The sequence below is a fragment of the Stenotrophomonas maltophilia group sp. msm1 genome, from assembly GCF_032025805.1.
Classification (GTDB): domain Bacteria; phylum Pseudomonadota; class Gammaproteobacteria; order Xanthomonadales; family Xanthomonadaceae; genus Stenotrophomonas; species Stenotrophomonas hibiscicola.
Genome location: NZ_JAVSKH010000001.1, coordinates 1,176,998 through 1,199,553 on the forward strand (window position 1 = coordinate 1,176,998; position 22,556 = coordinate 1,199,553).

The following is a 22,556-nucleotide window of genomic DNA, read 5'->3' on the forward strand; positions in this document are numbered from 1 at the left end:
TGATGGATTCACCGGGCGCGACCACGAGGGGCTCCGCCGTTCGCCGCCTTACTCCACGCCCTCACGCTCGATCGGCACGCTGCGCGGATTCTGCATGTGCTCCCGCGCCGCGCCATAGCGCTGCTGCCGCTTGTGGTGGAACACCACGAACTCGTCCCGTGGCAGCGGCCGCGAGAACAGCCAGCCCTGCGCGAACTCGACCTTGCGCGCATGCAGATATGCCAACTGCGCCTCGGTCTCCACGCCCTCGGCCACCACCCACAGGCCCAGCTCCTTGGCCATGTCGATGATGTGCGGCGTCACCGGGCTCGTCGCGCTCTCGGTGTCGATCGCATCGATGAACGACTTGTCGATCTTCAGCGCGTCCAGCGGCAGCTGCTCCAGGTACTGCAGGCTGGAGAAGCCGACTCCGAAATCATCGATGGCCACGCTGTGGCCGGCGCGACGTGCCTGCGCCAGCATCGTGCGGGCGCGGTCCAGATCGAGGAAGCCGCGCTCGGTGGCTTCCATCCAGATCTGCTGCGGCAGGATGCCGCTGCCGGTCATGTGCTTGGAGATCATCTTCAGCGCACGGCCGCTGCTGATGTCTTCGGCGGCCAGGTTGATCGCGATGTGTGCGCTGCGGTCGGCGACCAACAGATCGCGCATGTCGCGCACGACGTTCTCAATCACAAGATCGGTGATCGCGCCGATCATGCCGGCCTCTTCGGCCAGCGGAATGAACAGGTCCGGCCGTACCTGCGTGCCATCCGGGCGCTGCCAGCGCACCAGGGCCTCGGCGCCGACGCAGATGCCGGTATCCAGCTCGATGATCGGCTGGTAGTGCAGGTACAGCTCGCGGCGGCGGATCGCCGTGGCCAGTTCGCCGCGCAGGGACAGGCGGCGACGCGACAGCCACACCACCAGGCCGGCACCGGCAGCGGCCAGCAGAACACCGATCGGCACGAACAGCCACGCCTGCTGGCGGAAGGTTGCAGCCAGCGCGGTACGCGGCGTGGTTGCGATCGCCAGCCACTCTTCATTGCGGGCGGTGGCGTACAGGGTGTTGTGGTCCAGGCCTTCCTCGGGCGCACGCAGCAGGGTCTCCAGCAACGCGGGATCCATGCCGCTCTGCCTGGCCAGGAGGCGGCCATCCGGGCTGGCCAGGGCAAGGCGCACGTTCGGGTCGGCGATGACATCGACAAACCGGCGCGGATCGACCAGGACGTCGTAGTTGCCATACAGGATCGACAGCACCTGGCGCCGTCCGCTTGCCTCGGGGCGCACATCCACGGCAATGCCGGCGCCATCACTGGTGACGTGGTCGGCCCTGGGCTGGTTCACGTCGGACAGAAACGGCCCCCACGACGTGCAGCGCAGCTTGCCACCCTCGAAGTAGCCCATCTGGTCAACCGACGGCGAGGTCATCACCAGCGTCTGCATGCGCCGGATATGGTCCGGCCCGCAGGCGTCCTGGGCGCCGGCCTCGGCCGACTGCAGCGCCGCCAGTGCTTCCCGGTAGGACTGGTCGGCACGGCGCAGGGTACGACCGGCGATATCGCGCAGGCGCTGCTGCTCGACACTGACGGCCCGGTCCCAGGTGGCATAGGCCATCACCGCGATCGGCACGGCTGCGGCCAGAATCGCCAGCGCCGTGCCACCGATGATCACGCGCAGCCGGCTCATGGCCGGGGCTCCAGCGGGGTGGGCAGGGCAGGGCACATGGGCGGGCCGATCCTTGGGCAGGAACGGCTATCTGAGCATGGCGCAGGGCCGGGCGGAATGGGATCAATCCGGTATTCGGTCACATTGTGATGAAAGCGGCCAAGTTTGACGTGATTGACCCGTCCGATGCTGGCGCTCCGGGCGCTGGAGGACTACCGTCGAACGCTTCGCCGCCCTCTTGCCCGCGCCCATGACCGAGCCCGCAACGCCCCCCGAGCACCTGCGCCGCAGCCTGTCCAACCGCCACCTGCAACTGATCGCCATCGGCGGTGCCATCGGCACCGGCCTGTTCATGGGCTCGGGCAAGACCATCAGCCTGGCCGGACCCTCCATCGTCTTCGTCTACCTGATCATCGGCGCGATGCTGTTCTTCGTGATGCGCGCGATGGGCGAGCTGCTGCTGTCGAATCTGCAGTACAAGTCCTTCATCGATTTCTCCACGGATCTGCTCGGCCCATGGGCCGGGTTCTTCTGTGGATGGACATACTGGTTCTGCTGGATCGTGACCGCCATCGCCGATGTGATCGCCATTGCCGCCTATGCGCAGTTCTGGTTCCCCGGGCTGGATGCGTGGATACCGGCGCTGGCCTGCGTGCTGCTGTTGCTGGCACTGAACCTGGTGACCGTGAAGCTGTTCGGCGAGATGGAGTTCTGGTTTGCGCTGATCAAGATCGTGGCGATCTGCGCGCTGATCATCACCGGCGCTGGGCTGGTGGCATGGGGCTTCACCTCGCCCAGTGGCCACACCGCGTCGCTGTCGAACCTGTGGAATGACGGCGGCCTGTTCCCGATGGGCCTGGTCGGCTTCTTCGCCGGTTTCCAGATTGCGGTGTTCGCCTTCGTCGGCATCGAGCTGGTCGGCACCACCGCCGCCGAGACCGCCGACCCCGAGCGCAACCTGCCCAAGGCGATCAACTCGATTCCGGTACGCATCATCATCTTCTACGTGCTGGCACTGATTGCGATCATGGCCGTCACCCCGTGGCGCCAGGTGGTGCCGGACAAGAGCCCGTTCGTGCAGCTGTTCGTGCTGGCCGGCATTCCTGCCGCCGCCAGCCTGATCAACTTCGTGGTGCTGACTTCGGCCACGTCCTCGGCCAACAGCGGCATCTTCTCCACCAGTCGCATGCTGTACGGCCTTGCCGAGGAAGGCCACGCACCGCGGGGGCTGTCGAAGTTGTCGCGCGCTGCCGTGCCTGCCCGTGGCCTGCTGTTCTCGTGCCTGTGCCTGCTGGGTGGCACGCTGCTGATCTACCTGATTCCGAACCTGGTGACTGCTTTCACCCTGGTGACCACGCTGGCGACGGTGCTGTTCATCTTCGTCTGGTCGCTGATCCTGGTGGCTTACATGGTCTACCGCCGCCGCCACCCTGAACGTCACGCCGCCTCGATCTTCAAGATGCCCGGCGGCGTCGCCATGTGCTGGGCCTGCCTGGTGTTCTTCGCCGCGGTGCTGGTGCTGCTGAGCCTGCAGGCTGACACCCGCCAGGCGCTGATCGCCAGCCCGGTGTGGTTCGTGCTGCTGGGCGTGGGGTACCGGGTGCGTCTCAGAACGGTGAAATGACCGGGAATGCGGGGTTTCGGCAACGCCGGAAATCGAGAACGTCGGAAATCGGTAGAGTCGACTGTTAGTCGACTGCTCTTCCATGGGCTTCCGGAAAACCCTGCGCTGCGCGCGATAGTCGACTGACAGTCGACTCTACCGCTGCGGGCGCCGGCGCAGGTGCGGGGCGCAGCCCTGCCGACCCCCATTCACCCAACATTCGCGGGCGCGGCCGGATGATCCGGCCGCCATGTCCCGTCGCCCTCTTCTGCTTGTGCTGTTGCTGCTGCCCAGCCTGTGGCCCGGGCTGGCCGCCGCACGCACCGTCTACCGCTGTGTGCAGGGCAACACCGTCAGCCTGGCCACCGCGCCGGAACCGGGTTCGCGCTGTAGCCCGAAGGAAATCGACGACAACGCCATCCAGACCCCGAACCTGTGGGGCAACATGGGCGTGTTCAGCGGCGTACTGTACGAGCGCGAGCAGGATGGCGTGCTTGTCTACTCCACCCGCAACCTGCCCGGCTCGCGGGTATTCCTGAAGTTCACCGTGGCCACGCCGCCGGGCGAGCCTGCCCACGAAGGCCTGGGCAAGGTGGGCAAGCCGCAGCTGGCGCAGCACGCCAGGCAGTTCAAGGCCGCGGCCAAGGCCACGGGCGTCGACGATGCCTGGCTGCGCGCAATCGCCCATGCCGAAAGCAATTTCGATCCGCTGGCGGTGTCCAGCAAGGGCGCACAGGGCGTGATGCAGTTGATGCCGGAGACCGCACAGGAATATGGCGTGCGCGATCCGTTTTCGCCGCAGCAGTCGATCGAGGGCGGCGCGCGCTACATGCGCGCGCTGCTGCGCCGTTACAACGGCGATCGCCCGTTGGCGGCGGCTGCCTACAACGCGGGCATCGGTGCAGTCACCCGCTACAAGGGCGTGCCGCCCTACGCCGAAACCCTGGCCTATGTGGACAAGGTGATGGCGCTGTACGCGCGCTACCGCGAAGCGATGGGCATCCGCACCGAAGTGCCAGCCCGCTAGGCGGGAGGTGTAGTGCCGAGCCCACGCTCGGCTCCACAGGAAATCGGCTCAGCGCGAGGTGGACGTGCTGACCAGGTCGTAGCGCTCGATGCGGCCGACGCGTGCCACCTCGGCCTGCACGTCGGCACGCTGCTTCAGCACACGCCAGGCGGCATCGATCTTCACGTCGCCGGGCAGCGACGGATAGGTGCGCATGTCCTGCAGGGAGGCCAGTGCCTCGCCGCGCTCAACCGGTGAGCGCAGCTGTTCGATCAGCACTGCAGCGGCCGCGTCCAGATTGCCTTCCTCCAGCAGCATCTCGCGCTGGAACAGGCGCGCGTCATCGCCCTGGGCCAGGATGGCTGCGCGCGCGGCCTGTTCGGTCTTGGCATCGCCACGTTCACGGGCGGCAACGAACTGCAGCAGTGCCTGGGCCGCCTTGCCGTAACCGGCCAGGCCCGGCATGTCATTCACCGCGACAGCAGCGTCCTGCATGCGGCCCAGCGAACTGAGCAAGAAGCCGACGTTGAACTGGTGCTCGGCACCATCCGGGCCCAGCGCACCGATGCGTGCGGCCAGCCTGGCTGTGGCCAGCGCATCATCGTTACGGCCCAACCGGCGCAGCGCCATAAGCCGGCTGTTGAGCAGCCACGCCACCCATTCGGCTTCCGTCGCCGAGGGCGACTCACCTTCGGCCGCCACACCGGCCATGCCATCGGTCAGCGCAAGCACTTCCTCGTTGCGGTCCAGCATCAGCAGCGTGCTGCTGAACTCGGCCATGCGTGCGTCCAGCGCCCGGTCGAGCAGGCCGGAAACCCGCAGTTCGTCGAGGTGCTTCTGTGCAGCCTGCACTGGGTCGAAGCGGGCATCGTCGCGGTCGACATAGCGATCAAACCGCTTGTCACTGCGCAGGCGGATGATCTCGGCCGGGCCGGTGATGCGCGCCAACGTGGCCGGGATGTCGTCGCCCCGGCCATTGTCGGCCTGCAGTGTTGCCAGTGCCAGCCACAGTCCGGTGGGTTCCAGGCCGCCGCTCTTCCAGCCGTTGTCGAACAGCGCCTGCAGCAGTTCCATGCGCTGCTGGGGCTGGTCCCGCAGGCGGAACTGCAGGTAGTTGATCGCGTGGCGGTCCACCGGCAACGGCGCGTCGGCATGCTTCAGTGCCTGCACCAGGTGCTTCGTGGCGGGCGCTGGTTGGTTCTCGGACAGTTCCACCGAGACCAGGGTCAGCAGGATCTGCGCGTCGTCCGGCAGTGCTTCCTGTGCGCGCTGCAGGTAGCGGCGGGCCTGGTCCGGCTTCTTCTGCACCATCGCGGTCCAGCCGGCCACCTGCGCGGCGCGGCCGCGATGTTCGGCATCGAAGTCATCCAGCATCGGATCTTCCATCAGCCGTTCCATCGCGATCAGCGCGCCCAGCGTGTTGCCACTGCGTGACTGCTGGATGGCCTCATCCCAGCGCGTGGCATAGGCCATGTGCATCACATCGGCGGTGATTGACGGCTTCTGCGGCGCCACCGTGATCGAAGCGGTGGCGGATGTGCTGGCCAATGCGGCGGCCAGCAGGGCAGCAAGGGGGAGGATGCGGGGCATGGAGGATCTCCATCCGTGGGAACCGCATTGAACCTGCTGCAGCCAGCGAGAACAAGCGCGATGGATGGAACTCTGGCGTTTGGCCGTACGATTGGCCATGGCGGATCGTGCGTTCAGCGTCTATTGTCGGTGCCTCTTCAGGCAGCAGGCAGGCAGCGCAGCACGATGGCACGGTGGCAATGGATGGCGGCAGGCGTAGCGTTGGCGACGGTAGTGGCATTGGCTGCGACCTGGTGGGAGACACCGCTGCATATGCTGGCTGAACCGGCGGGCCCGGCTCCAACGCCGTTGGCGTGGACCGCGCAGATCGAACCGCTGGCCGGCGATGGCCACCCCGGTGACCGCGACGGCGCGTCCGCGCAGGCACGCTTCGCCGATCCCTATGCGTTGCTGCGCAGTGCCGATGGCAGTGTCTATTTCACTGATGCCGGTGATAACAACCGGATCCGTCGCCGCCTGCCCGATGGCCGCGTCGAAACGGTGGCCGGGCAGGGCGAGGGGCGCGTTGATGGCCCGGCACTGCAGGCCAGTTTCAACACGCCTTCGGGCATTGCCGCCGACGCGCAGGGCAACCTGTATGTGGCCGACACCGGCAACCATGCCATCCGCCGCATCGGCACCGACGGCCAGGTGACCACGCTGGCCGGTGGTGAACAGGGCCACGTTGATGGACCTGCCGCGCAGGCGCGCTTCGATGCGCCGATGGGCATCGCAGTGGATGCGCAGGGCCAGGTCTACGTGGCCGATACCTTCAATGACCGCATCCGGGTGATCGGTACCGATGGCAACGTGCGCACACTGGCCGGTGGCGATCGGCCGGGCCTGGCCGATGGCACGGGCGCCGCTGCGCGCTTCGATACGCCGGTGGCACTGGCCTTCGACGCGCAGGGCGCGTTGCTGGTGGCCGACCTGTTCAACAACGCGGTGCGCCGCGTCGGTGCCGATGGCACGGTAAGCACCGTGGTGGGTGGGGGTGGCGTGATCAATGGGCCGCTGTCGTTGGCCACCACCCACGATGGCGTGCTGTACGTGGGCGACATGGATGGCCGCATCGTGCAGGTGACGCCGCAGGGCCATCAGATCGCGCTGGTCGGCAACGGTCGACTGCCACGCCTGGCCCGCCCCAGTGGCCTGGCGATGGACGCCGACGGCAGCGTGCTGGTGGCCGACGCGACGGCCTATCGCCTGCACCGCCTGCGCCCGCTACCGGTGGGGGAACTGCCCGCACCGGCGCTGGTCGGCCCGGCCGCCGATGCCGCGCTGCCCGATACCGGCGGCCGTTGGCCGCTGGCGCCGCAGCAGGGCTGGCACGAAGTCGTCGGCACGCTCGGCGAAGTGCGCGGCAACTTCAAGGGCGAGAGTCGCCATCACCTGCACGGGGGCTTCGACGTGCGCGGTGATGTGGGCCAGACCGTGCTGGCGATTGCCGATGGCAAGATCAGCAGCCCGATGGCGGCCTGGAGCTTGGGCGAGCAGGCTGAGGGCCTGGCCGTGGATCGCCTCAAGTACATCCACATGCGGGTGGGCCGCACCCCACGCAATGAACCGTTCGATGCGCGCTGGCAGGCGCTGTACGACGAGCAGGGCAAGCTGGAGCGGATGCGCGTGCGGCGCGGCATGCGCATTCACGTCGGCGATCGCCTGGGTAGCATCAACAACCAGGCGCATGTGCACCTGGCGGTCGGCACCGGTGGTTTCGAGACCAACGCCGTGGCACTGGGCTTCCAGAACTACGCCGACCACTTCGCACCGCGCATCACCGATGTGGCGTTGCTGGACGACAACGACCAGCCGATGGCCGCAGGCAGCGATGGCGTGGTGATGGTGGCGCGCCAGGGACGCGGTGTGCAGATCGTGGTCGAAGCCTGGGACCAGGTCGGCAACAACCTGCCGCGGCGGCGCCTGGGCATGTACCAGGTGGGTTACCAGATTCTCGATGCGGGCGGCCAACCGCTGCAGGGCTACGAGCAGCCACGCTGGAACATCGTGTTCAACCGCATGCCGCCGCAGCGGGAAGCGGTGCGCGTGGCCTACGCACCGGACAGCGGCATCACCGTGCATGGCAGCGCGGTGACCCGCTTCCGCTACCTGGCCACCAACACCGTGCGTGACGGCCTGATGGAAACCGGGCGTTGGCAGCCGTCGGCGCTGCCGCCGGGCGAGTACATCGTGCGCGCCAGCGTGCGCGACTACAGCGGCAATGAAGGCATCGGCCCGCGCGAGATCAGGGTACGGCTGCTGCCGTAGCCGCAGCCGCAGCCGCAGCCGGCGCGCCGCAGCGTTCGCGCTCGGCGTCCATGTCTTCCAGCGGCCGCACTTCGATGCTGCCGAAGCGTGCCCACGGGAAGTCGCGGGCGATGCGCATGGCTTCGTCGCGGTCGCGGGCGACGATCAGGTTGAGCCGGCCAGCAGTTCGCGGGTTTCGGCGAAGGGGCCATCCAGTACGCGGCTGTGGCCATCACGCACGCGCAGGGTCTGCGCGGTGTCGACCGGCTGCAGCTTCTGCGCGGCCAGCAGCGTGCCTTCGGCCTGCAGCTTGTCGGCGTGGGCCAGGCAGTCGCGCATCAGCGCGTTGAATTCTTCGATGGGCAGGGCCTGCAGCAGGGCAGGCTCGATGTAGATCAGGAGCAGGTACTGCTGCATGGCGCGGTCCTGGCGGGGGCGGGGTGCCCATGATGGCGCAGGTCTGCGCGTGGGCATGTTGCAGCGCGGGAGGCGCGCCTTCGGCGAGGGTCGGCGAACGGCGGAGCCCCTCCGTGGTGGGGTTGGGTTGGTCGCTGAAAGCTGGCTTCCTGCGGGTGGGCCGGGCGGGTGGGATTGGCGGGGACGCCGTGAATCCATCCCTGGAGGCTTAGCCGCGCCATCCCTGGCGCGGATACCCCGCCAACCCCACCCGCCCGGCCCCAGACAGATTCCGGTTGCCGATCCACCACGGGAAATCACAAGCAAGAGCAAAAGCGGGTCGCTTCGCTCGCAAAGCCGAGGCCGCCAGCCAACCGCCGTTGCTGCTGTTGCTGTTGCTGTTGCTGTTGCTGTTGCCTTTTCTCTTGATCTTCCCGTGGTGGATACCGGAGGCAGGAAACTGTCCAGGGCCGGGTGGGGAGGCAGGGCAGGGGCGTGAGCCGCATGGATGCGGCGACCGAGCTTACATGGACGTACTTGCAGCGCCCCCTGCCCTGCCTCCCCACCCGGCCAAACCCATCAACCGAGCTTTCAGAGACCAACCCAACCCCACCACGGAGGGGCTCCGCCGTTCGCCGACCCTCGCCGAAGGCGCGCTTTTCCGCGCAAGAAAAAATTTCCAACAGACGTGTCGATTCCCAGCCCCTGGGTTCGTTGTACCCAGTGAAGGGCACGCACCACGCGTCCCCACGGGAGACTGCAATGAAAGTGATGGTGATCGTGAAGGCCAACGCCGACTCCGAAGCCGGCCGCATGCCCAGCGAACAGGAACTGTCCGAAATGGGCGCCTTCAACGAACAGCTCGTGGCCGCCGGCATCATGCTGGCCGGTGAAGGCCTGCACGCCACCCAGCGCGGCCGTCGCATTCATTTCGGCGGCGGGGCACCCAAGGTCGAGGCCGGTCCGTTCGGTCCTGCCAGCGAACAGATCGCCGGCTTCTGGCTGTGGGAGGTGCGGTCGCTGGACGAGGCCGTTGAATGGGCCAGCCGTGCGCCGTTCGGCGAGGGCGGCACGCTGGAACTGCGTCCCCTGATCTCCGCAGAAGACTTTGGTGAAGCCTTCACCCCCGAATTACAGCAGCAGGAACAGCGTCTGCGTGCACAGCTGGAAGGCTGACCCGATTCCTCTCCCTGCCGGGCACGCCCCGGCACTACCACCCTGAACAACACAACGGAGTATTGCCATGAGACTGATTCCCTTCCTCGGCTTCAGTGGCCAGGCCCATGAGGCGATGGCGTTCTACGCCAAGGCACTCGGTGGCCAGGTCACCTCGGAAATGAGGTACCGCGACATGCCGCCCTCCGATGGGTCGCCCGGCTGCAACGAGATGCCGCCGGAAACCCTGGACCACGTCGCGCACAGCCAGCTGGAAATCGGCAGCGCCATCCTGATGGCGGCCGACGGCCCCGGCGGTGGCGAGGGTGGTTCGACCACCATCAATGTCGACGTCGACAGCATCGAGGAGGCCGAGCGCGTGTTCGCGGCGCTGGCCGAAGGTGGCCAGGTGCAGATGCCGATCGCCGAAACGTTCTGGGCGCACCGCTGGGGCATGCTGATTGATCGCTACGGCAAGCCGTGGATGGTCAATTGCATGAAGCAGCCCTGATCCCTCCCTCTTTCCTCTTCATCCACAAGGAGCGTTACCAATGAGTGCACCACAACCGCAGATGATCTTCGTCAACCTGCCTGTGCAGGATCTCAACGCATCCAAGGCCTTCTTCGCCGCGCTGGGCTACAGCTTCAACCCGACCTTCACCAATGACGATGCGGCCTGCATGGTCATCAGCGAGAGCATCTTCGTGATGCTGCTGACCCAGCCGTTCTTCAAGCAGTTCACCACCAAGCCGATCGCCGACGCACGCAGCCAGACCGAGGTGATCACCTGCCTGTCGGCGGACAGCCGCAAGGCGGTGGACGTGTTGGTGGACAAGGCACTGGCCGCCGGCGCCAGCGAACCGCAGCCGGCGCGCGACCTGGGCTTCATGTACCAGCGCGGCTTCCAGGACCTGGATGGCCATCTCTGGGAAATCGCACACATGGACGGCGAGCCGGGCTGACGGCCGCCGCAAGGGAGAACCCACATGGCTTACGTGGATGCTTACGTGCTGCCGTGCCCACAGGACAAGGTGGCGGCCTACCGCCGCCTTGCCCGCAAGGCCGGCGCGGTGTGGAAGGACCATGGCGCGCTGCAGTACATGGAATGCGTGGCCGACGATGTGGAACCGGGCAAGAGCACCTCGTTCCCGCGTGCGGTCAAGGCGAAACCGGGCGAGACGGTGATCGTCGCCTTCGTGGTGTTCCGCTCGCGCGCGGCACGTGACCGCATCAACGCCAAGGTGATGGCCGACCCGCGGCTGGCGTCGCTGGGCCCGAAGGACATGCCGTTCGATACCAAGCGCATGTTCTGGGGCGGCTTCAAGCCCATCGTCGAAGCGTGAGCCATGGCGCTTGTGCGGGCCGGGCGTGCGTGCTGTGATCGGCGCATGCTCGATCCCGCACTGACGCAGCGTCTGGAAACCCTCTGGCGGATGGAGTCGCCGGTGTTGATCGCGCGCCTGGCGCGGCTGCTCGGCGGTGATGTCGGCCGTGCCGAGGAGCTGGCCCAGGACACCTGGCTGGCCGCGCTGGAGCGCTGGCCGGAACAGGGCATCCCGGACAACCCCGGAGCCTGGCTGATGACCACCGCGCGCAACCGCGCCATCGATGTGCTGCGCCAGCACCAGCGCGTGGCGAAGCAGCATGCGCAATGGGGTGAGGAACTGCATCCGGCACCCCTGCCAGCGCCGGATGACAGCCAGGCGCTGGAGGATGACCTGGGTGACGATCTGCTGCGGCTGATGTTCGTGGCCTGCCATCCGGTGCTGCCGGCCGATGCGCGGGTGGCACTGACCCTGCGCCTGCTCGGTGGCCTGACCACGACCGAGATCGCCCGCGCCTTCCTGCAGCCCGAGCCGACCATCGCCCAACGCATCGTGCGTGCCAAACGCACCCTGGCGCAGAAGCAGGTGCCCTATGAAGTGCCGCGCGCGGAGGCGATGCCCGAGCGGCTGGCTTCAGTGCTGGAGGCGATCTACCTGGTCTTCAACGAAGGCTATGCGGCCAGTGCCGGTGACGACTGGATGCGTCCGGCGCTGTGCGACGAGGCACTGCGACTCGCGCGCATTCTGGCGCACCGGCTGCCGGTGCCGCCGGTGCTGGGCCTGCTGGCGCTGATGGAGCTGCAGGCCTCGCGTGCCGCAGCACGGACCGATGCGCAGGGCGTGCCGGTGCTGCTGGACCAACAGAACCGCGCGCGCTGGGACTGGCTGCAGATTGAACGCGGGCAGCAGGTGCTGGCGCGCGCGCTGGCCGCCGGTGGCGGTGACGATCCCTATGTGCTGCAGGCGCGCATCGCAGCGTGCCATGCGGCGGCGCGGCGCGCCGACGCTACCGACTGGCCGCGTATCGCCGCGCTCTATGCACAGCTGCTGCAGGTGCAACCTTCGCCGGTGGTGGCATTGAACCGGGTGGTGGCGGTACTGCGCAGCGAGGGCGCGTTCGCTGCATGGGTACAACTGCAGCCGCTGCTGGTTGATGCGCGCCTGCGCGACTACGCGCCGCTGCAGGTGGTTCGTGGCGAGCTGTTGCAGGCACTGGGGCGTGAGCAGGATGCGCGTGACGCTTTTGGCGAGGCAGCTCGGCTCAGCCAGAACCGGGCCGAGCGCGGATTGCTGCGGCAACGGGCGGGCCTGCCCCGCACAGACTGAGCCGACAAGGACAGCACTTGTCGCCGCGCGCCTGAGCGGCTATGTTTCGCGCCCAGCGGACGCATCAGCGTCCGCATTCCGTGCGTATTGACCGAGGAGCGGTTGGATGTATTCAAGGACGAAGAGCGCATCGCGCGCTTTTGCGCGCCTGCTTGCCTGTGCCCTGTGCCTGGCCGTGTGGCCGATGGCCACGCAGGCGGCAGACAAATCACAGCAGGCCTATTGGGCAGGCTTCGCCTATACCGCTGACGCCGCCGCCGTGCAGGCGACCACGCCACATGCGCATGCGGTGCTGGAACGGCGTGGCCTGGTCCCGCTGAACCAGGCGCTGGCACAGTCGCTCAAGCGCCGCGCCCCAGCCCACCTGCAGCTGATCGACCAGCCGGTGGCGATGCTCGACGGCACCACCAGCGCGACCGTGCTGGCCGCGGCACTGGACCGCGAACTGGTCTCGGTCGAGCCGATCGGTGACCAGTACAAGGTGCTGGTGGAAGTGGCGCTGCAGGCGCTGTTCTTCGACTTCCGCGAGCGCCAGGTGATCGCGTCCTATCCGCTGACCCTGCAGCGCATCGACGTGCAGGACTACCGCCCGGACAACGACGATATCGACGCGATCGTCGCCGATCTGCTGTACGGCAGCGCCGATACCAGCCTGTCGCAGGTGCTGGCCGCCAGTCTCGCCCAGGCCAAGCTGCCCGATGCCGCCGTGCGTCGCCTGCAGGTCGGTGGCGTAACCCTGTCCGACGCGGTCCGCGCCAAGCTGCCCGACCCGAAGTGGGAAACCCCGCTGCGCGCCACGCTGGCCCATGAACTGTCCAAGACGCTGTCGTCCAATACCGGCGTCGGCCTGCTGCCGCCGGCCTCGGGCCAGGCGATCGGTGGTGCGATGGCCGCCCGCTTTGCCGACGGCAAGGTCTACCAGCTGAAGATCCCCGAGCCGGACTACGTCATCAACCTGCAGGTGGATGCGTTGAAGAACGGCGTGATCGAAGAAACCCCGGCGATGAAGACGATGCTGTTCGGCGCGTTCTTCACCGCCAAGGTGACCGAGCCGTTCTCCGGCAAGGTCTATTTCGAACAGCCGCTGCGCAAGGGGGCCACCAAGGTTGTGCCGGTCACGCAGTGGCAGGTCGACCAGTGGTCGGCCAGCTACGAAACCCTGCTGGCGGGCCTCGATGCCTTCGCCGGCGCCGCCGCCAAGCGCGCCGATTCGCGCGCCTGGCTGGACGAACAGAAGCCGGGCGGCCGCCCGTTGCAGCAGCAGACCCAAGCCCTCCAGGAGTTGATCAAGTCATGTCGTTGATGCGTACCATCCTGCTCATCCTCATCGCGCTGGTGGTGGCCTCGCCGGTCGCTGCGCAGACCGCCAGTTCGCGCGGTACTGGTTCGGCCAGCTACGGCCTGCGCCTGAGTGCCGACACCCGTGCCCAGGCCCTGAACAAGGCCAAGGTCAATGCACTGGAGGCGTACATCGCCGAAACCGGTGCGGCCAAGCTGCGCCTGTTCGAAGCGCGCCGCGCCGAGTTCATCGGCGAGATCGACCGCTACGTGCTCAGTGCCGTGCAGCTGTCGGACACCGAAGACAAGAAGGCCAAGACCTACACCGTCACCGTCCGCGCCGAGATCAACACCACCCTGCTGCAGACCAAGCTGGATGCAGGTTCGGCCGTGGCCGGTGCCACCGCCGCCCAGCGTTCGCTGCTGACCTTCCTGTTCATGGCGCGCTCGCAGGACACCGTGCAGTCGTTCCAGGACAAGGAATACCGCCGCGTCGACGCCAGCAGCAGCTACAGCGAGAACACCCGTGAGGGCGACAGCTTCCGCGGCAACTCGGTCAGCACCAACGGCAGCATCAACCAGAATGGTTCGGTGTCGGTCACCAGCGGCGGAAGCACCACCGCACGCGCCGACAACATCACCTGGAAGGTGGCCAACGCCGCCGAAGTGAACACCGCGATGACCGGTGCCTTCAGCGCCGCCGGCTACGAAGTGGTTGAAGCCGAATACGTGGAGGGCGAGTCGCGCGGCCTGCTCAGCATCGAGCGCATCCGCAAGGACTTCAGCACCGGCAACGACCTGGCCCCGGCCACCCTGCGTGATACCGCCAACGGCATCCGTGCGGCCAACATTCCGTACATCGCCGTCGGCACCCTCGACATCGGCATGCGCGACCGCGATCCGGCCAGTGGCAACACCCGCGTGTTCGTCACGGTCACCGGCAAGGTGCTGGACGTGACCGGTCGCTTTCCGCGCACCGTGTCGTCGGTGGGCCCGGTGCAGTTCTCCGGCACCGGCCCGAATGAAACCGTGGCCCGTACCAACGCGCTGCAGCTGGCTGCCGAAAAGGCCGCCCAGCAGATGATCAACGAACTGAACGTCAAGGCGGTCCGCTGATCCGCCGCCCCGGTGGGTGCCGAGCCCGCTCGGCATCGGCCTGGGATTACCGATTCCCACGTGCCGCTTGGCGGCCGTCTCTCCCAAAGGACACTCATATGATCCGCAATACTGCTCTTGTCGTGGCCATCGCCGCCGCCACCCTGTCGATGCCGGCGCACGCTGGCCTGGGCAAGCTGAAGGACCTGGCCGGTGCCGCCACCGGCGCCTCCAGCAGCAGCGCTTCCAGCGCCGCCGCCCCGGACGAAGCCGCGCAGGAAGCGCTGGTGCGTCGTTTCGTCAGCTCGCAGTCGCACTCGCTGCAGGCCCAGACCTCGTTCGCCCGTGCCTTCGGCCTGGCCGAGCAGGTGCAGCTGCTGGAAGCCGAGCGCCAGGCGCTGTCGTCGGGTTCGGTAAGCGTCGATGCGATGAAGAAGTCGGTGTCGGTCAGCGAAGCGGCACAGGCTGCGATCAACGAGCGCCAGGCCGCGCAGCCGGAACTGAACGCTGAATCCAAGCAGCACTACGCCGAAGGCCTGGTCTCGCTGCTGGCGTCGGCCGCCGAAGCACAGAAGCTCGGTGGCGAGGCCAGCAACTTCACCGCCGGCATGAAGAACCTGGGCGCGACCCAGCTGGCGACCGTCGGCCGCAAGCTGGCCGCCGGTGCATGGGTGGCCAAGGAATCGCCGGGCTTCATCCAGGGCCTGTACGGCTCGACCAAGTCGGCCGTGACCTTCGCCAGGAAGAGCAAGGTGAAGGTGCCGTCCAACGCCGATTCGATGCTCGACACGCTCTGATCCGAGGCGAATCTCCATGCGTATGACCTACCGTTTGATCGGCCTGGGCCTGGTTGCCGCGCTGCTTGCAGCCTGTGGCGAGCAGGACGCCCCGGCTGCCGCGCCCGCCAAGGAAAAGGCAACCAGTGCACTGGCCAGCAATGCGCCAGTGGAAGCGGCGCCCCTGCGTGGCACGCCGGATTTCGGCGGCACCACCCAGGTCGCGCGCGAGGCCGACGGCATCGGCAGCACCCCGGAACTGGCGGTGCTGGCGGCGTTGCAGTCGGCGGTGGCGCAGGTCAACGGCGTACGCGTGGCCAGCCAGATGCAGGGCCTGCGTGCAGGCCTGCATGTGGATGTGGATGACGAACACGTCGGCGACATCCGCGCCGACGCGTTCACCCAGCAGATGATCGCCGGCTCGCAGGGCGCGGTGCTGGGCTATGAAATCCTGTCGCAGGACGAAGTGCGGCAGCTGGACGAGGAGACCATCGCCCGTGTGCGCGCCAGCGACGAAGGCTGGAGCTTCAAGGGCTCGGCGTCGGCCAGTGCGTCCGGCGAAGCCTCGGCCAAGAGCGGTTCGGCTTCGGCCAGTGTCAAGCAGAGCTACGACGAGAAGGTCAACGTCGATGCCAAGCGTGGCGCCAGCTCGTTCGATTCCGACGTGACCCACCGCAGCATGCGCAGCTACTGGAAGGTACGCGTACGTGCCCAGATCGCCCAGTACCGCGCACCGGACGAGCAGGGCAAGCCGAAGATCGTGGTCGCGCTGCCGCGTACCAAGGCCGGCAGCTATGCCGTGGGCGATGGCCGCGTGAGCGCCGATGAAGTGGCCGACGCGATCCGCGCACGCCTGTCCGACACGCTGACCCAGACCCAGCGCTTCATCGTGCTGGACCGTGAGTTCGGCGACGAACTGCAGGCCGAGATCGACCACATCAACAGCGGCAACGTACGTTTGCAGGACACTGCCCGTGTCGGCCAGCAGCTGGCGACCGACCTGATCCTGATCCCGACCATCGAACGCTTCGAGTACCCGCGCAGCGTGCGCAACCTGCGCATGTCCGACCGCCAGGTGACCTCGTACTCCGGTGGCGGCCGCATCACCCTGCGCCTGGTCAACGCCACCACCGGCCAGGTGGTGATGTCCGACAGCTTCGACCACCAGCTGGCCTCGACCGGCCCCAGCACCCTGCCGCGTGTGGTCAACGGCCGCAACATGGCCGCGGCGATGATGGAATCGCTGTCCGGCCAGATCGGCACCAGCATCGTCACCACGCTGTTCCCGGTATCGGTGGTGTCGGTGGACGGTGACCAGGTGGTGCTGAGCCAGGGCGGTGACACCGTGCAGGCCGGCCAGCGCTGGCAGGCCGTGCGCCTGGGCGAAGAACTGAACGACCCGCAGACCGGCCGCTCGCTGGGCCGCAGCGAACACCCGTGCTGCACCATCCGCATCGACCGCGTCGCTGCACAGACCTCATACGGCACCATCGAAGACGGCGTCGACGCGATGCGCGGCGGTTTCCGTCCGGGCCAGATCGAACTGCGCCAGAAGCTGGGCAGCAAGCCGGCGGCCGCCGCCGCAGGAGCGACTGCCTCGGCCGCTCCCGCAGCTGCCGCACGCCCGGCCGCCAAGCCGAAGCCCAAGCCCGCTGCCGCGCCGGCCGAAGATCCGAACTGGTAACAGGCTCAAGCAACACACCGATGGGGTCAGAGCCCTTTCCCGCCGGGAAAGGGATCTGACCCCTTCCTGTTTCAGTCCGTGTCGACCAAGGTCGACACCCACCAACCGCAGCGGGAAGCTGTCGAAGGTGGGGTGGGTCCGGTTGCGGGGGTGTCCGCGGCATGGATGCCGCGGCCAAGCCCCCAAGGGTGAGGGCGCTTTGCTTGCGAAGCATTGCTTCGCAAGCGCCCGAACGCACAGCCGCCAGCGGCTGGGCCGGACCGCGGAGCGGGGTCTACGGCGTCCCCCGCAACCGGACCCACCCCGCCATCCCACCGAATGCCTGCTTCTGCTGTCGCTGTTGCTGTTGCTGTTGCTGTTGCCCTGGCATCGGCAGGTGCGGGGCGCAGCCCTGCCGAATCCCATTACACTCCAGAGAGATTTCCCTGCTGGAGAGAGCAATGAAACGAGTAGTACTGGGCGTGCTGGCCCTGTCGGTGTCGAGCGCACTGATGGCGGCCACCCCGAAATTCGACGGCGCTCGGATCTCCGCCGACGTCAAGGAACTGGCCTCCGACGCCCACGAAGGCCGCTCCCCGGCCACCGCCGGCGAAGAAAAGACCATCGCCTTCCTCAGCAAGCAGTTCGCCGATGCCGGCCTGCTGCCGGGCGGTGACCTCAAGGATGGCAAGCGCCTGTGGACCCAGGCCGTTCCGCTGCGCAAGGGCGACATCGTCGGCGCACCGCAGCTGGCGCTGCACCAGGGCGGCAAGACCGTTGCGCTGGAGCAGGGCAAGCAGATCGCCGTGCGCGCCGCCATGAACGGCGCCAGCAACGTCGATATCAGCAAGGCGCCGCTGGTGTTCCTCGGCTACGGCGTGAAGGCCCCGGAGCGCAACTGGGACGACTTCAAGGGCGTGGACCTGAAGGGCAAGATCGCCGTCGTGCTGATCAACGATCCGGACTTCGAGACCGGCCAGGGCGACTTCGACGGCAAGGGCATGACCTACTACGGCCGTTGGACCTACAAGTACGAAGAAGGTGCCCGCCAGGGCGCGCTGGGCGTGCTGATCGTGCACGAGACCGCACCGGCGTCGTACGGCTGGGCCACCGTGGCCGGCTCCAACACCAACACCATGTTCGATGTGGTGCGCGACAACCCGGCGGAAAGCCACCCGCTGCTGGAAGGCTGGATCCAGCGCGACCTTGCCGTGGAGCTGTTCCGCTCGGCCGGGCAGGACTTCGAAGCGCTGAAGAAGAAGGCGCAGCAGCGCGACTTCACCCCGGTGCCGCTGACCGGCGCCAGTCTGGACGCGAAGTACGCGGTGAAGACCGAAGTGATCACCTCGCACAACGTGGCCGCACGCCTGGAAGGCAGCCGCCACCCGGACGAGACCATCGTCTACAGCGCGCACTGGGACCACATCGGCGTGGGCGAGCCGGACGCGCGCGGTGATCGCATCTTCAACGGTGCGCTGGACAATGCCAGCGGTACCGCTTCGCTGATCGAGCTGGCCCGTGGTTTCGCCAAGGCCAAGCGCCCGGAGAGGTCAGTGCTGTTCCTGGCAGTCACCGCCGAGGAAAAGGGCCTGCTGGGTTCGGAGTACTACGCCACCCATCCGCTGTACCCGCTGGAAAAGACCGTGGCGGTGATCAACATGGATGGCATGGCGCCGTTCGGTCCGTCGCGCGATTTCGGCATCTACGGCGCCGCGCGCTTCGAGCTGCTGGACCAGCTGAAGGACGTGGCCAAGGGCTGGGATATCCGCTACACGCCGGACCCGAAGCCGGAAGCGGGCCTGTTCTTCCGCTCCGATCACTTCCCGTTCGCCAAGCGTGGCGTGCCGGCACTGTCGTGGTCGGCCGGCCAGGACTGGGTGGACGGTGGCGTGGCTGCGGGCAAGAAGGCCTCGGAAGACTACACCGCCAAGCGCTACCACCAGCAGGGCGACGAATGGCAGCCGGACTGGGTGTTCGCCGGTGCCGCCCGCGACCTGGAAGTGCTGTACACGCTGGGCAACCAGCTGGCCAACTCCCGTGCCTGGCCGAACTGGAGCAAGGACGAGTCGTTCCGCGCCGTACGCGACGCCAGCGCCGACCAGCGCAAATAAGGGAATGCGGGGCGCGCTGCCCCGCCAGCCCTGGTAGCGCCGGGCCATGCCCGGCGTTGCACTGAAGGCTTCCATCCCCGCTTTCGGGCCCTTCGTCGCAGCCCGCTTGCTTGCCCGGCGGGCCGCCCTATGCTCGGCTCACCCCCTTCCTCCAAGGCGCCGCCGTGTTCGCCAGCCTTTCTCTCCTGTTACGTCATCTGCTGGCCTGGGCTGCGGCGCTGTTCGTCGCAGGCATGGTCTGGAGCGGCATCTTCAGTGGCATGAACGATGGCCCGGGCTGGATTTTCGGCTTGCTGGCGATGTTCCTGATCATTTCCGCGCTGGGCAGTGCCATCACCCATATCCGCCGGGTCTGGCTGGTGGCCGGTCGCCTGGATGCCACCACCTTGTCCGGGCGCCAGCGCCGCCAGATCGAACTGCCGATGGACGCCGGCCACGCGTTCTCGGTAGTGGAAGCGGCGATCGCCGAACTTCCCCGCGTGGAGGATGTGGAAAGCTCGGCCGGCAGCCTGCAGGTGCGCGCCTATGTTCGCCGCGTGGATCTCTGGAATGGGCGTCAGCCCTCGCGCTGGAACCTGCCGGCGCGGCTGGCGATCAAGCGCAACAGCGTGCTGGCCACGGTCACGCCGGGGCAGGGCACCAGCACCGTCACCCTACTGTTTGAACCGGATGCGGGCTGGTGGGCCGACCTGCTGGCGCTGGACGAGGGCAGCAACTTCGAGAACGCCGAAGCGGTCACCCGTGCGATCAGCCGCCGCGTGGCCGACCAGCGACGTGACGAGCAGGCGGCCGCAGAACAGACCCAGGTGGAAAAGGAACTGTCGGTGGCGCGCTTGAATCTGCTGCACGCGCAGGTGGAACCGCACTTCCTGTACAACACGCTGGCCAACGCGCAGGTGCTGACCCGCACCGACCCGGCGCGTGCCGAACAGATGCTCGGCCACCTGATCCAGTACCTGCGCAGCTCGTTGCCGCAGGTGGACGAATCGGTGTCCACGCTGGGCGTGGAGCTGGAGCGCACCCGCGCCTACCTGGAGATTCTGCGTATCCGCATGGGCGCGCGGCTGGCGGTGGAAGTGCAGGTACCCAATGAACTGCATGGCGTGCACCTGCCGGCGATGGCGTTGCAGACACTGGTGGAAAACGCGATCAAGCACGGCCTGGAACCCAAGCCCGGCGGTGGCACGATCTGGATCCTCGCGCGTGGTTTCGATGACCACGTGACCGTGACCGTCGCCGACGACGGGCTCGGCTTCGGGCAGGGCACCAGCGGTACCGGCATCGGCCTGAAGAACCTGCGCGAGCGCCTGCGCCTGACCTGCGGTGAGCAGGCCGGTGTGGCGATCGTGGCCAATTTCCCCAGCGGCGTGGCCGCGACCATGACCCTGCCGCAGTCGCACAAGGAGCGCAGCCATGCCGCTTGAGGCACTGATCGCTGAAGACGAAGAACTGCTGCGGCAGTCGCTGGTGGAGCAACTTCGCCGGCTGTGGCCGGACCTGAAGCTGGTGGCCGAGTGCGAGGACGGCGCCAGCGCGCTGGAGCAGCTGGCCGAGAAGCAGCCGGACATCGCTTTCCTCGATATCCGCATGCCCGGTATCAGCGGCATCGAGGTCGCGCGCTCGCTGTCCGAGCTGAGTCCGCGCACCCAGGTGGTGTTCGTTACTGCCTACGACCAGTACGCCATCGATGCATTCGAGCAGGGCGCGATGGATTACCTGCTCAAGCCGGTAAGCGACGAGCGCCTGCTTGCCACCCGCGAACGCATCCTGTCGCGGCTGCCATCGACGCGGCAGGACGATGCCGTGCTGGAGCGCCTGCTGCAGCGGTTGGGCCCATCGCAGGGCACTGCAGAGCGACCGCCGCTGGCCTGGATCACCGCCAGCACCGGCCGCGAGACGCAGCTGATCATGCTGGAGGAGGTGGCCTACTTCCGCGCCGACAACAAGTACACCACCGTGGTCACTGCCGCCGGCGAGAGCCTGCTGCGCACGCCGTTGCGCGAACTGCTGGAAGTGCTCGACCCGCAGCATTTCCGCCAGATCCACCGCTCGACCATCGTCAACATGAAGGCCGTGGCGGCGGTCAGCCGCGACGATACCGGGCGGGGCGTGCTGCGCCTGCGTGGCCGAACGGAAACGCTGGTGGTCAGCCAACCGTTCATGAGCCTGTTCCGCGGCATGTAGCCGCAGCCGCATCCCCCCTGCACCGAGGAATGAACATGTCCCGTCTGCTGATTGCGTGCGTTGCCGTGCTGGCACTGGCCGGCTGCGAAAAATCCCGCAACACCTCGATCACCCGCACCCATGCCAACGGCGTGGACACGCTGTACAGCAAGAGTACGGTGGTCGACGGCGAGGCGCGCTTTCAGTGCATTGCCAGCAGCAGTGGCCACTGCCATTACCTGGTGCTGGACCCAGCGTGCAGCACCGATGCCGCGTGCACCACGCCGCCGCTGCGTCGGTTTGCGGTTGCGGCAGGCAAGACCGAGGCCATGCGTGGCCTGCCCGACGGCTTCCGCCAGTGCGTCAGCCAGGACCCGATAGAACACTGCCACCGCGAGTGAGCACGGTGGCAGTGTGGATCCCCCCGCTTCGCTGAAGGGTCAGTAGGCAGGCTGCAGCGTCAGCTCGTGATGGTGTTCGGTTTCGCCGACGTGGTTCAGGCGTCCGACCAGCTCCGAGTGCTGCTTCATCCGCCCGATCTCGGTCATGATGCGGATGTCCTCGTGGCGCAGTTCGCGCTTGGTGGTGACCGCCTGCTTGTAGTCCAGCACTTCCGGGTAGTGCTCGGCCAGGTCCAGTGCCTCGGCCACGTGCTCCACGCTGTCGGCCTTGGAACTGATGCGGGCGCGGCTGTTGAAGGCCTTCATCCAGCGCTCGAAGCCGGCCTGCTGATCGAACATGTTGGCCATGAACCAGATCACGAACAGGATCGAGACCCATGAGCCGAACACGATCACCACGCGGGTGAAGGTGATATGGAAGTCATCGCGCCACAGGTAGTTGGCGATCAGGCCCAGGATCAGCAGAGAGGCTGCCTGCCAGCCGATGATCGATGCGATCAGCCACTGGCACTTGGCCTGGGCCAGCACCGCCACTTCATCGCGGATCTGCTGCTCGCTGAGATTGCGCCAGTGCGCCACCTGTTTGTCGAACGGGCTGCTGTAGAGCTCGTTGTCGCGAAGCAGAATTCCCAAACCCTTGAACAAGGCAATCATGGCTGGCTCCTTGTGGAACGTGCGTCGATCAGCATTGGACGGTGTGGCGGGTCCAGTTCTAGCACTTCCAGCGGGCGGTGCAACGGGGGCAATGCCAAGCGGCGCAAGGGTTTGCCCGACGGGGGTGAAAATTGATGCATTGCA

The 22,556-nt window shown here is 67.2% G+C and carries 19 protein-coding genes and 1 pseudogene; 16 read left to right on the forward strand and 4 right to left on the reverse strand.

Annotated features, from left to right (window positions below; translation table 11 throughout):
* Positions 1-48: 48 nt before the first annotated feature.
* A complete protein-coding gene (locus ROV95_RS05240; RefSeq protein WP_019660889.1) occupies positions 49-1,665 on the reverse strand; it encodes an EAL domain-containing protein in 1,617 nt (538 codons plus the stop codon).
* Between the two features lie 229 nt (positions 1,666-1,894).
* On the opposite strand from ROV95_RS05240, the gene cycA reads away from it, so the two are divergent.
* Both cycA and ROV95_RS05250 read left to right on the forward strand, forming a co-directional pair.
* On the forward strand, positions 1,895-3,268 hold the full coding sequence (cycA, locus tag ROV95_RS05245) for a D-serine/D-alanine/glycine transporter (protein ID WP_312543372.1): 1,374 nt from the start codon (positions 1,895-1,897) through the stop codon (positions 3,266-3,268).
* A 229-nt stretch (positions 3,269-3,497) separates the two neighbouring features.
* Positions 3,498-4,274, forward strand: coding sequence for a lytic transglycosylase domain-containing protein (locus tag ROV95_RS05250; RefSeq protein WP_019660891.1), 777 nt, complete (start codon positions 3,498-3,500; stop codon positions 4,272-4,274).
* Between the two features lie 48 nt (positions 4,275-4,322).
* On the opposite strand, the gene ROV95_RS05255 is transcribed toward ROV95_RS05250, so the two are convergent.
* Positions 4,323-5,843, reverse strand: a complete 1,521-nt coding sequence (locus ROV95_RS05255; RefSeq protein ID WP_312543374.1) for a hypothetical protein — start codon at positions 5,841-5,843, stop codon at positions 4,323-4,325.
* Between the two features lie 165 nt (positions 5,844-6,008).
* On the opposite strand from ROV95_RS05255, the gene ROV95_RS05260 reads away from it, so the two are divergent.
* Entirely contained in the window at positions 6,009-8,090 is a 2,082-nt protein-coding gene (locus ROV95_RS05260; protein WP_312543375.1) for a gluconolaconase, read from the forward strand.
* On the opposite strand, the pseudogene ROV95_RS05265 reads toward ROV95_RS05260, so the two are convergent.
* Positions 8,068-8,486: pseudogene (locus ROV95_RS05265) on the reverse strand (YciI family protein). The gene ROV95_RS05260 and the pseudogene ROV95_RS05265 overlap by 23 nt on opposite strands.
* A gap of 741 nt (positions 8,487-9,227) precedes the next feature.
* Here ROV95_RS05265 and ROV95_RS05270 point away from each other — a divergent pair.
* The 13 genes from ROV95_RS05270 (at position 9,228) to ROV95_RS05330 (ending at position 21,758) form a co-directional block, all read left to right on the forward strand.
* Entirely contained in the window at positions 9,228-9,641 is a 414-nt protein-coding gene (locus tag ROV95_RS05270; protein ID WP_053500761.1) for a YciI family protein, read from the forward strand.
* 67 nt (positions 9,642-9,708) lie between these two features.
* On the forward strand, positions 9,709-10,131 hold the full coding sequence (locus tag ROV95_RS05275; RefSeq protein ID WP_312543377.1) for a VOC family protein: 423 nt from the start codon (positions 9,709-9,711) through the stop codon (positions 10,129-10,131).
* A gap of 40 nt (positions 10,132-10,171) precedes the next feature.
* The gene (locus tag ROV95_RS05280) at positions 10,172-10,582 is read left to right on the forward strand and encodes a VOC family protein (protein WP_312543378.1); all 411 of its coding nucleotides are present in this window, start codon (positions 10,172-10,174) and stop codon (positions 10,580-10,582) included.
* 24 nt (positions 10,583-10,606) lie between these two features.
* A complete protein-coding gene (locus ROV95_RS05285) occupies positions 10,607-10,963 on the forward strand; it encodes a DUF1428 domain-containing protein (protein WP_032128771.1) in 357 nt (118 codons plus the stop codon).
* 45 nt (positions 10,964-11,008) lie between these two features.
* Entirely contained in the window at positions 11,009-12,271 is a 1,263-nt protein-coding gene (locus ROV95_RS05290) for a sigma-70 family RNA polymerase sigma factor (protein WP_312543380.1), read from the forward strand.
* A gap of 106 nt (positions 12,272-12,377) precedes the next feature.
* Positions 12,378-13,574 carry a hypothetical protein gene (locus tag ROV95_RS05295; RefSeq protein WP_312543382.1) on the forward strand — a complete coding sequence of 399 codons (1,197 nt, stop codon included), beginning with the start codon at positions 12,378-12,380 and terminating at the stop codon, positions 13,572-13,574.
* Complete coding sequence (locus tag ROV95_RS05300) at positions 13,565-14,665, forward strand: hypothetical protein (RefSeq protein WP_032953880.1); 1,101 nt, start codon at positions 13,565-13,567, stop codon at positions 14,663-14,665. The genes ROV95_RS05295 and ROV95_RS05300 overlap by 10 nt, the downstream gene beginning before the upstream one ends.
* Positions 14,666-14,763: 98 nt before the next feature.
* Positions 14,764-15,441: a hypothetical protein gene (locus ROV95_RS05305; protein ID WP_312543383.1), complete on the forward strand. Its 678-nt coding sequence runs from the start codon at positions 14,764-14,766 to the stop codon at positions 15,439-15,441.
* Positions 15,442-15,457: 16 nt separating this feature from the next.
* Entirely contained in the window at positions 15,458-17,104 is a 1,647-nt protein-coding gene (locus tag ROV95_RS05310) for a CsgG/HfaB family protein (protein WP_312543384.1), read from the forward strand.
* Positions 17,105-17,544: 440 nt separating this feature from the next.
* A complete protein-coding gene (locus ROV95_RS05315) occupies positions 17,545-19,194 on the forward strand; it encodes a M28 family metallopeptidase (RefSeq protein ID WP_312543386.1) in 1,650 nt (549 codons plus the stop codon).
* A gap of 164 nt (positions 19,195-19,358) precedes the next feature.
* Positions 19,359-20,618 carry a histidine kinase gene (locus ROV95_RS05320; RefSeq protein WP_021204365.1) on the forward strand — a complete coding sequence of 420 codons (1,260 nt, stop codon included), beginning with the start codon at positions 19,359-19,361 and terminating at the stop codon, positions 20,616-20,618.
* The gene (locus tag ROV95_RS05325) at positions 20,608-21,378 is read left to right on the forward strand and encodes a LytTR family DNA-binding domain-containing protein (RefSeq protein ID WP_312543389.1); all 771 of its coding nucleotides are present in this window, start codon (positions 20,608-20,610) and stop codon (positions 21,376-21,378) included. The genes ROV95_RS05320 and ROV95_RS05325 overlap by 11 nt, the downstream gene beginning before the upstream one ends.
* 35 nt (positions 21,379-21,413) lie before the next feature.
* The gene (locus ROV95_RS05330; RefSeq protein WP_031270794.1) at positions 21,414-21,758 is read left to right on the forward strand and encodes a hypothetical protein; all 345 of its coding nucleotides are present in this window, start codon (positions 21,414-21,416) and stop codon (positions 21,756-21,758) included.
* Between the two features lie 39 nt (positions 21,759-21,797).
* Here the strand turns inward: ROV95_RS05330 and ROV95_RS05335 are convergent, their stop codons facing one another.
* A complete protein-coding gene (locus ROV95_RS05335; protein WP_021204368.1) occupies positions 21,798-22,412 on the reverse strand; it encodes a hypothetical protein in 615 nt (204 codons plus the stop codon).
* Positions 22,413-22,556: the final 144 nt, after the last annotated feature.

Coding starts and splice junctions, on each gene's coding strand:
- ROV95_RS05240 (WP_019660889.1), bottom strand. CDS start 1,665: ATGAGCCGGCTGCGCGTGATCATCGGTGGCACGGCGCTGGCGATTCTG.
- cycA (WP_312543372.1), top strand. CDS start 1,895: ATGACCGAGCCCGCAACGCCCCCCGAGCACCTGCGCCGCAGCCTGTCC.
- ROV95_RS05250 (WP_019660891.1), top strand. CDS start 3,498: ATGTCCCGTCGCCCTCTTCTGCTTGTGCTGTTGCTGCTGCCCAGCCTG.
- ROV95_RS05255 (WP_312543374.1), bottom strand. CDS start 5,843: ATGCCCCGCATCCTCCCCCTTGCTGCCCTGCTGGCCGCCGCATTGGCC.
- ROV95_RS05260 (WP_312543375.1), top strand. CDS start 6,009: ATGGCACGGTGGCAATGGATGGCGGCAGGCGTAGCGTTGGCGACGGTA.
- ROV95_RS05270 (WP_053500761.1), top strand. CDS start 9,228: ATGAAAGTGATGGTGATCGTGAAGGCCAACGCCGACTCCGAAGCCGGC.
- ROV95_RS05275 (WP_312543377.1), top strand. CDS start 9,709: ATGAGACTGATTCCCTTCCTCGGCTTCAGTGGCCAGGCCCATGAGGCG.
- ROV95_RS05280 (WP_312543378.1), top strand. CDS start 10,172: ATGAGTGCACCACAACCGCAGATGATCTTCGTCAACCTGCCTGTGCAG.
- ROV95_RS05285 (WP_032128771.1), top strand. CDS start 10,607: ATGGCTTACGTGGATGCTTACGTGCTGCCGTGCCCACAGGACAAGGTG.
- ROV95_RS05290 (WP_312543380.1), top strand. CDS start 11,009: ATGCTCGATCCCGCACTGACGCAGCGTCTGGAAACCCTCTGGCGGATG.
- ROV95_RS05295 (WP_312543382.1), top strand. CDS start 12,378: ATGTATTCAAGGACGAAGAGCGCATCGCGCGCTTTTGCGCGCCTGCTT.
- ROV95_RS05300 (WP_032953880.1), top strand. CDS start 13,565: ATGTCGTTGATGCGTACCATCCTGCTCATCCTCATCGCGCTGGTGGTG.
- ROV95_RS05305 (WP_312543383.1), top strand. CDS start 14,764: ATGATCCGCAATACTGCTCTTGTCGTGGCCATCGCCGCCGCCACCCTG.
- ROV95_RS05310 (WP_312543384.1), top strand. CDS start 15,458: ATGCGTATGACCTACCGTTTGATCGGCCTGGGCCTGGTTGCCGCGCTG.
- ROV95_RS05315 (WP_312543386.1), top strand. CDS start 17,545: ATGAAACGAGTAGTACTGGGCGTGCTGGCCCTGTCGGTGTCGAGCGCA.
- ROV95_RS05325 (WP_312543389.1), top strand. CDS start 20,608: ATGCCGCTTGAGGCACTGATCGCTGAAGACGAAGAACTGCTGCGGCAG.
- ROV95_RS05330 (WP_031270794.1), top strand. CDS start 21,414: ATGTCCCGTCTGCTGATTGCGTGCGTTGCCGTGCTGGCACTGGCCGGC.
- ROV95_RS05335 (WP_021204368.1), bottom strand. CDS start 22,412: ATGATTGCCTTGTTCAAGGGTTTGGGAATTCTGCTTCGCGACAACGAG.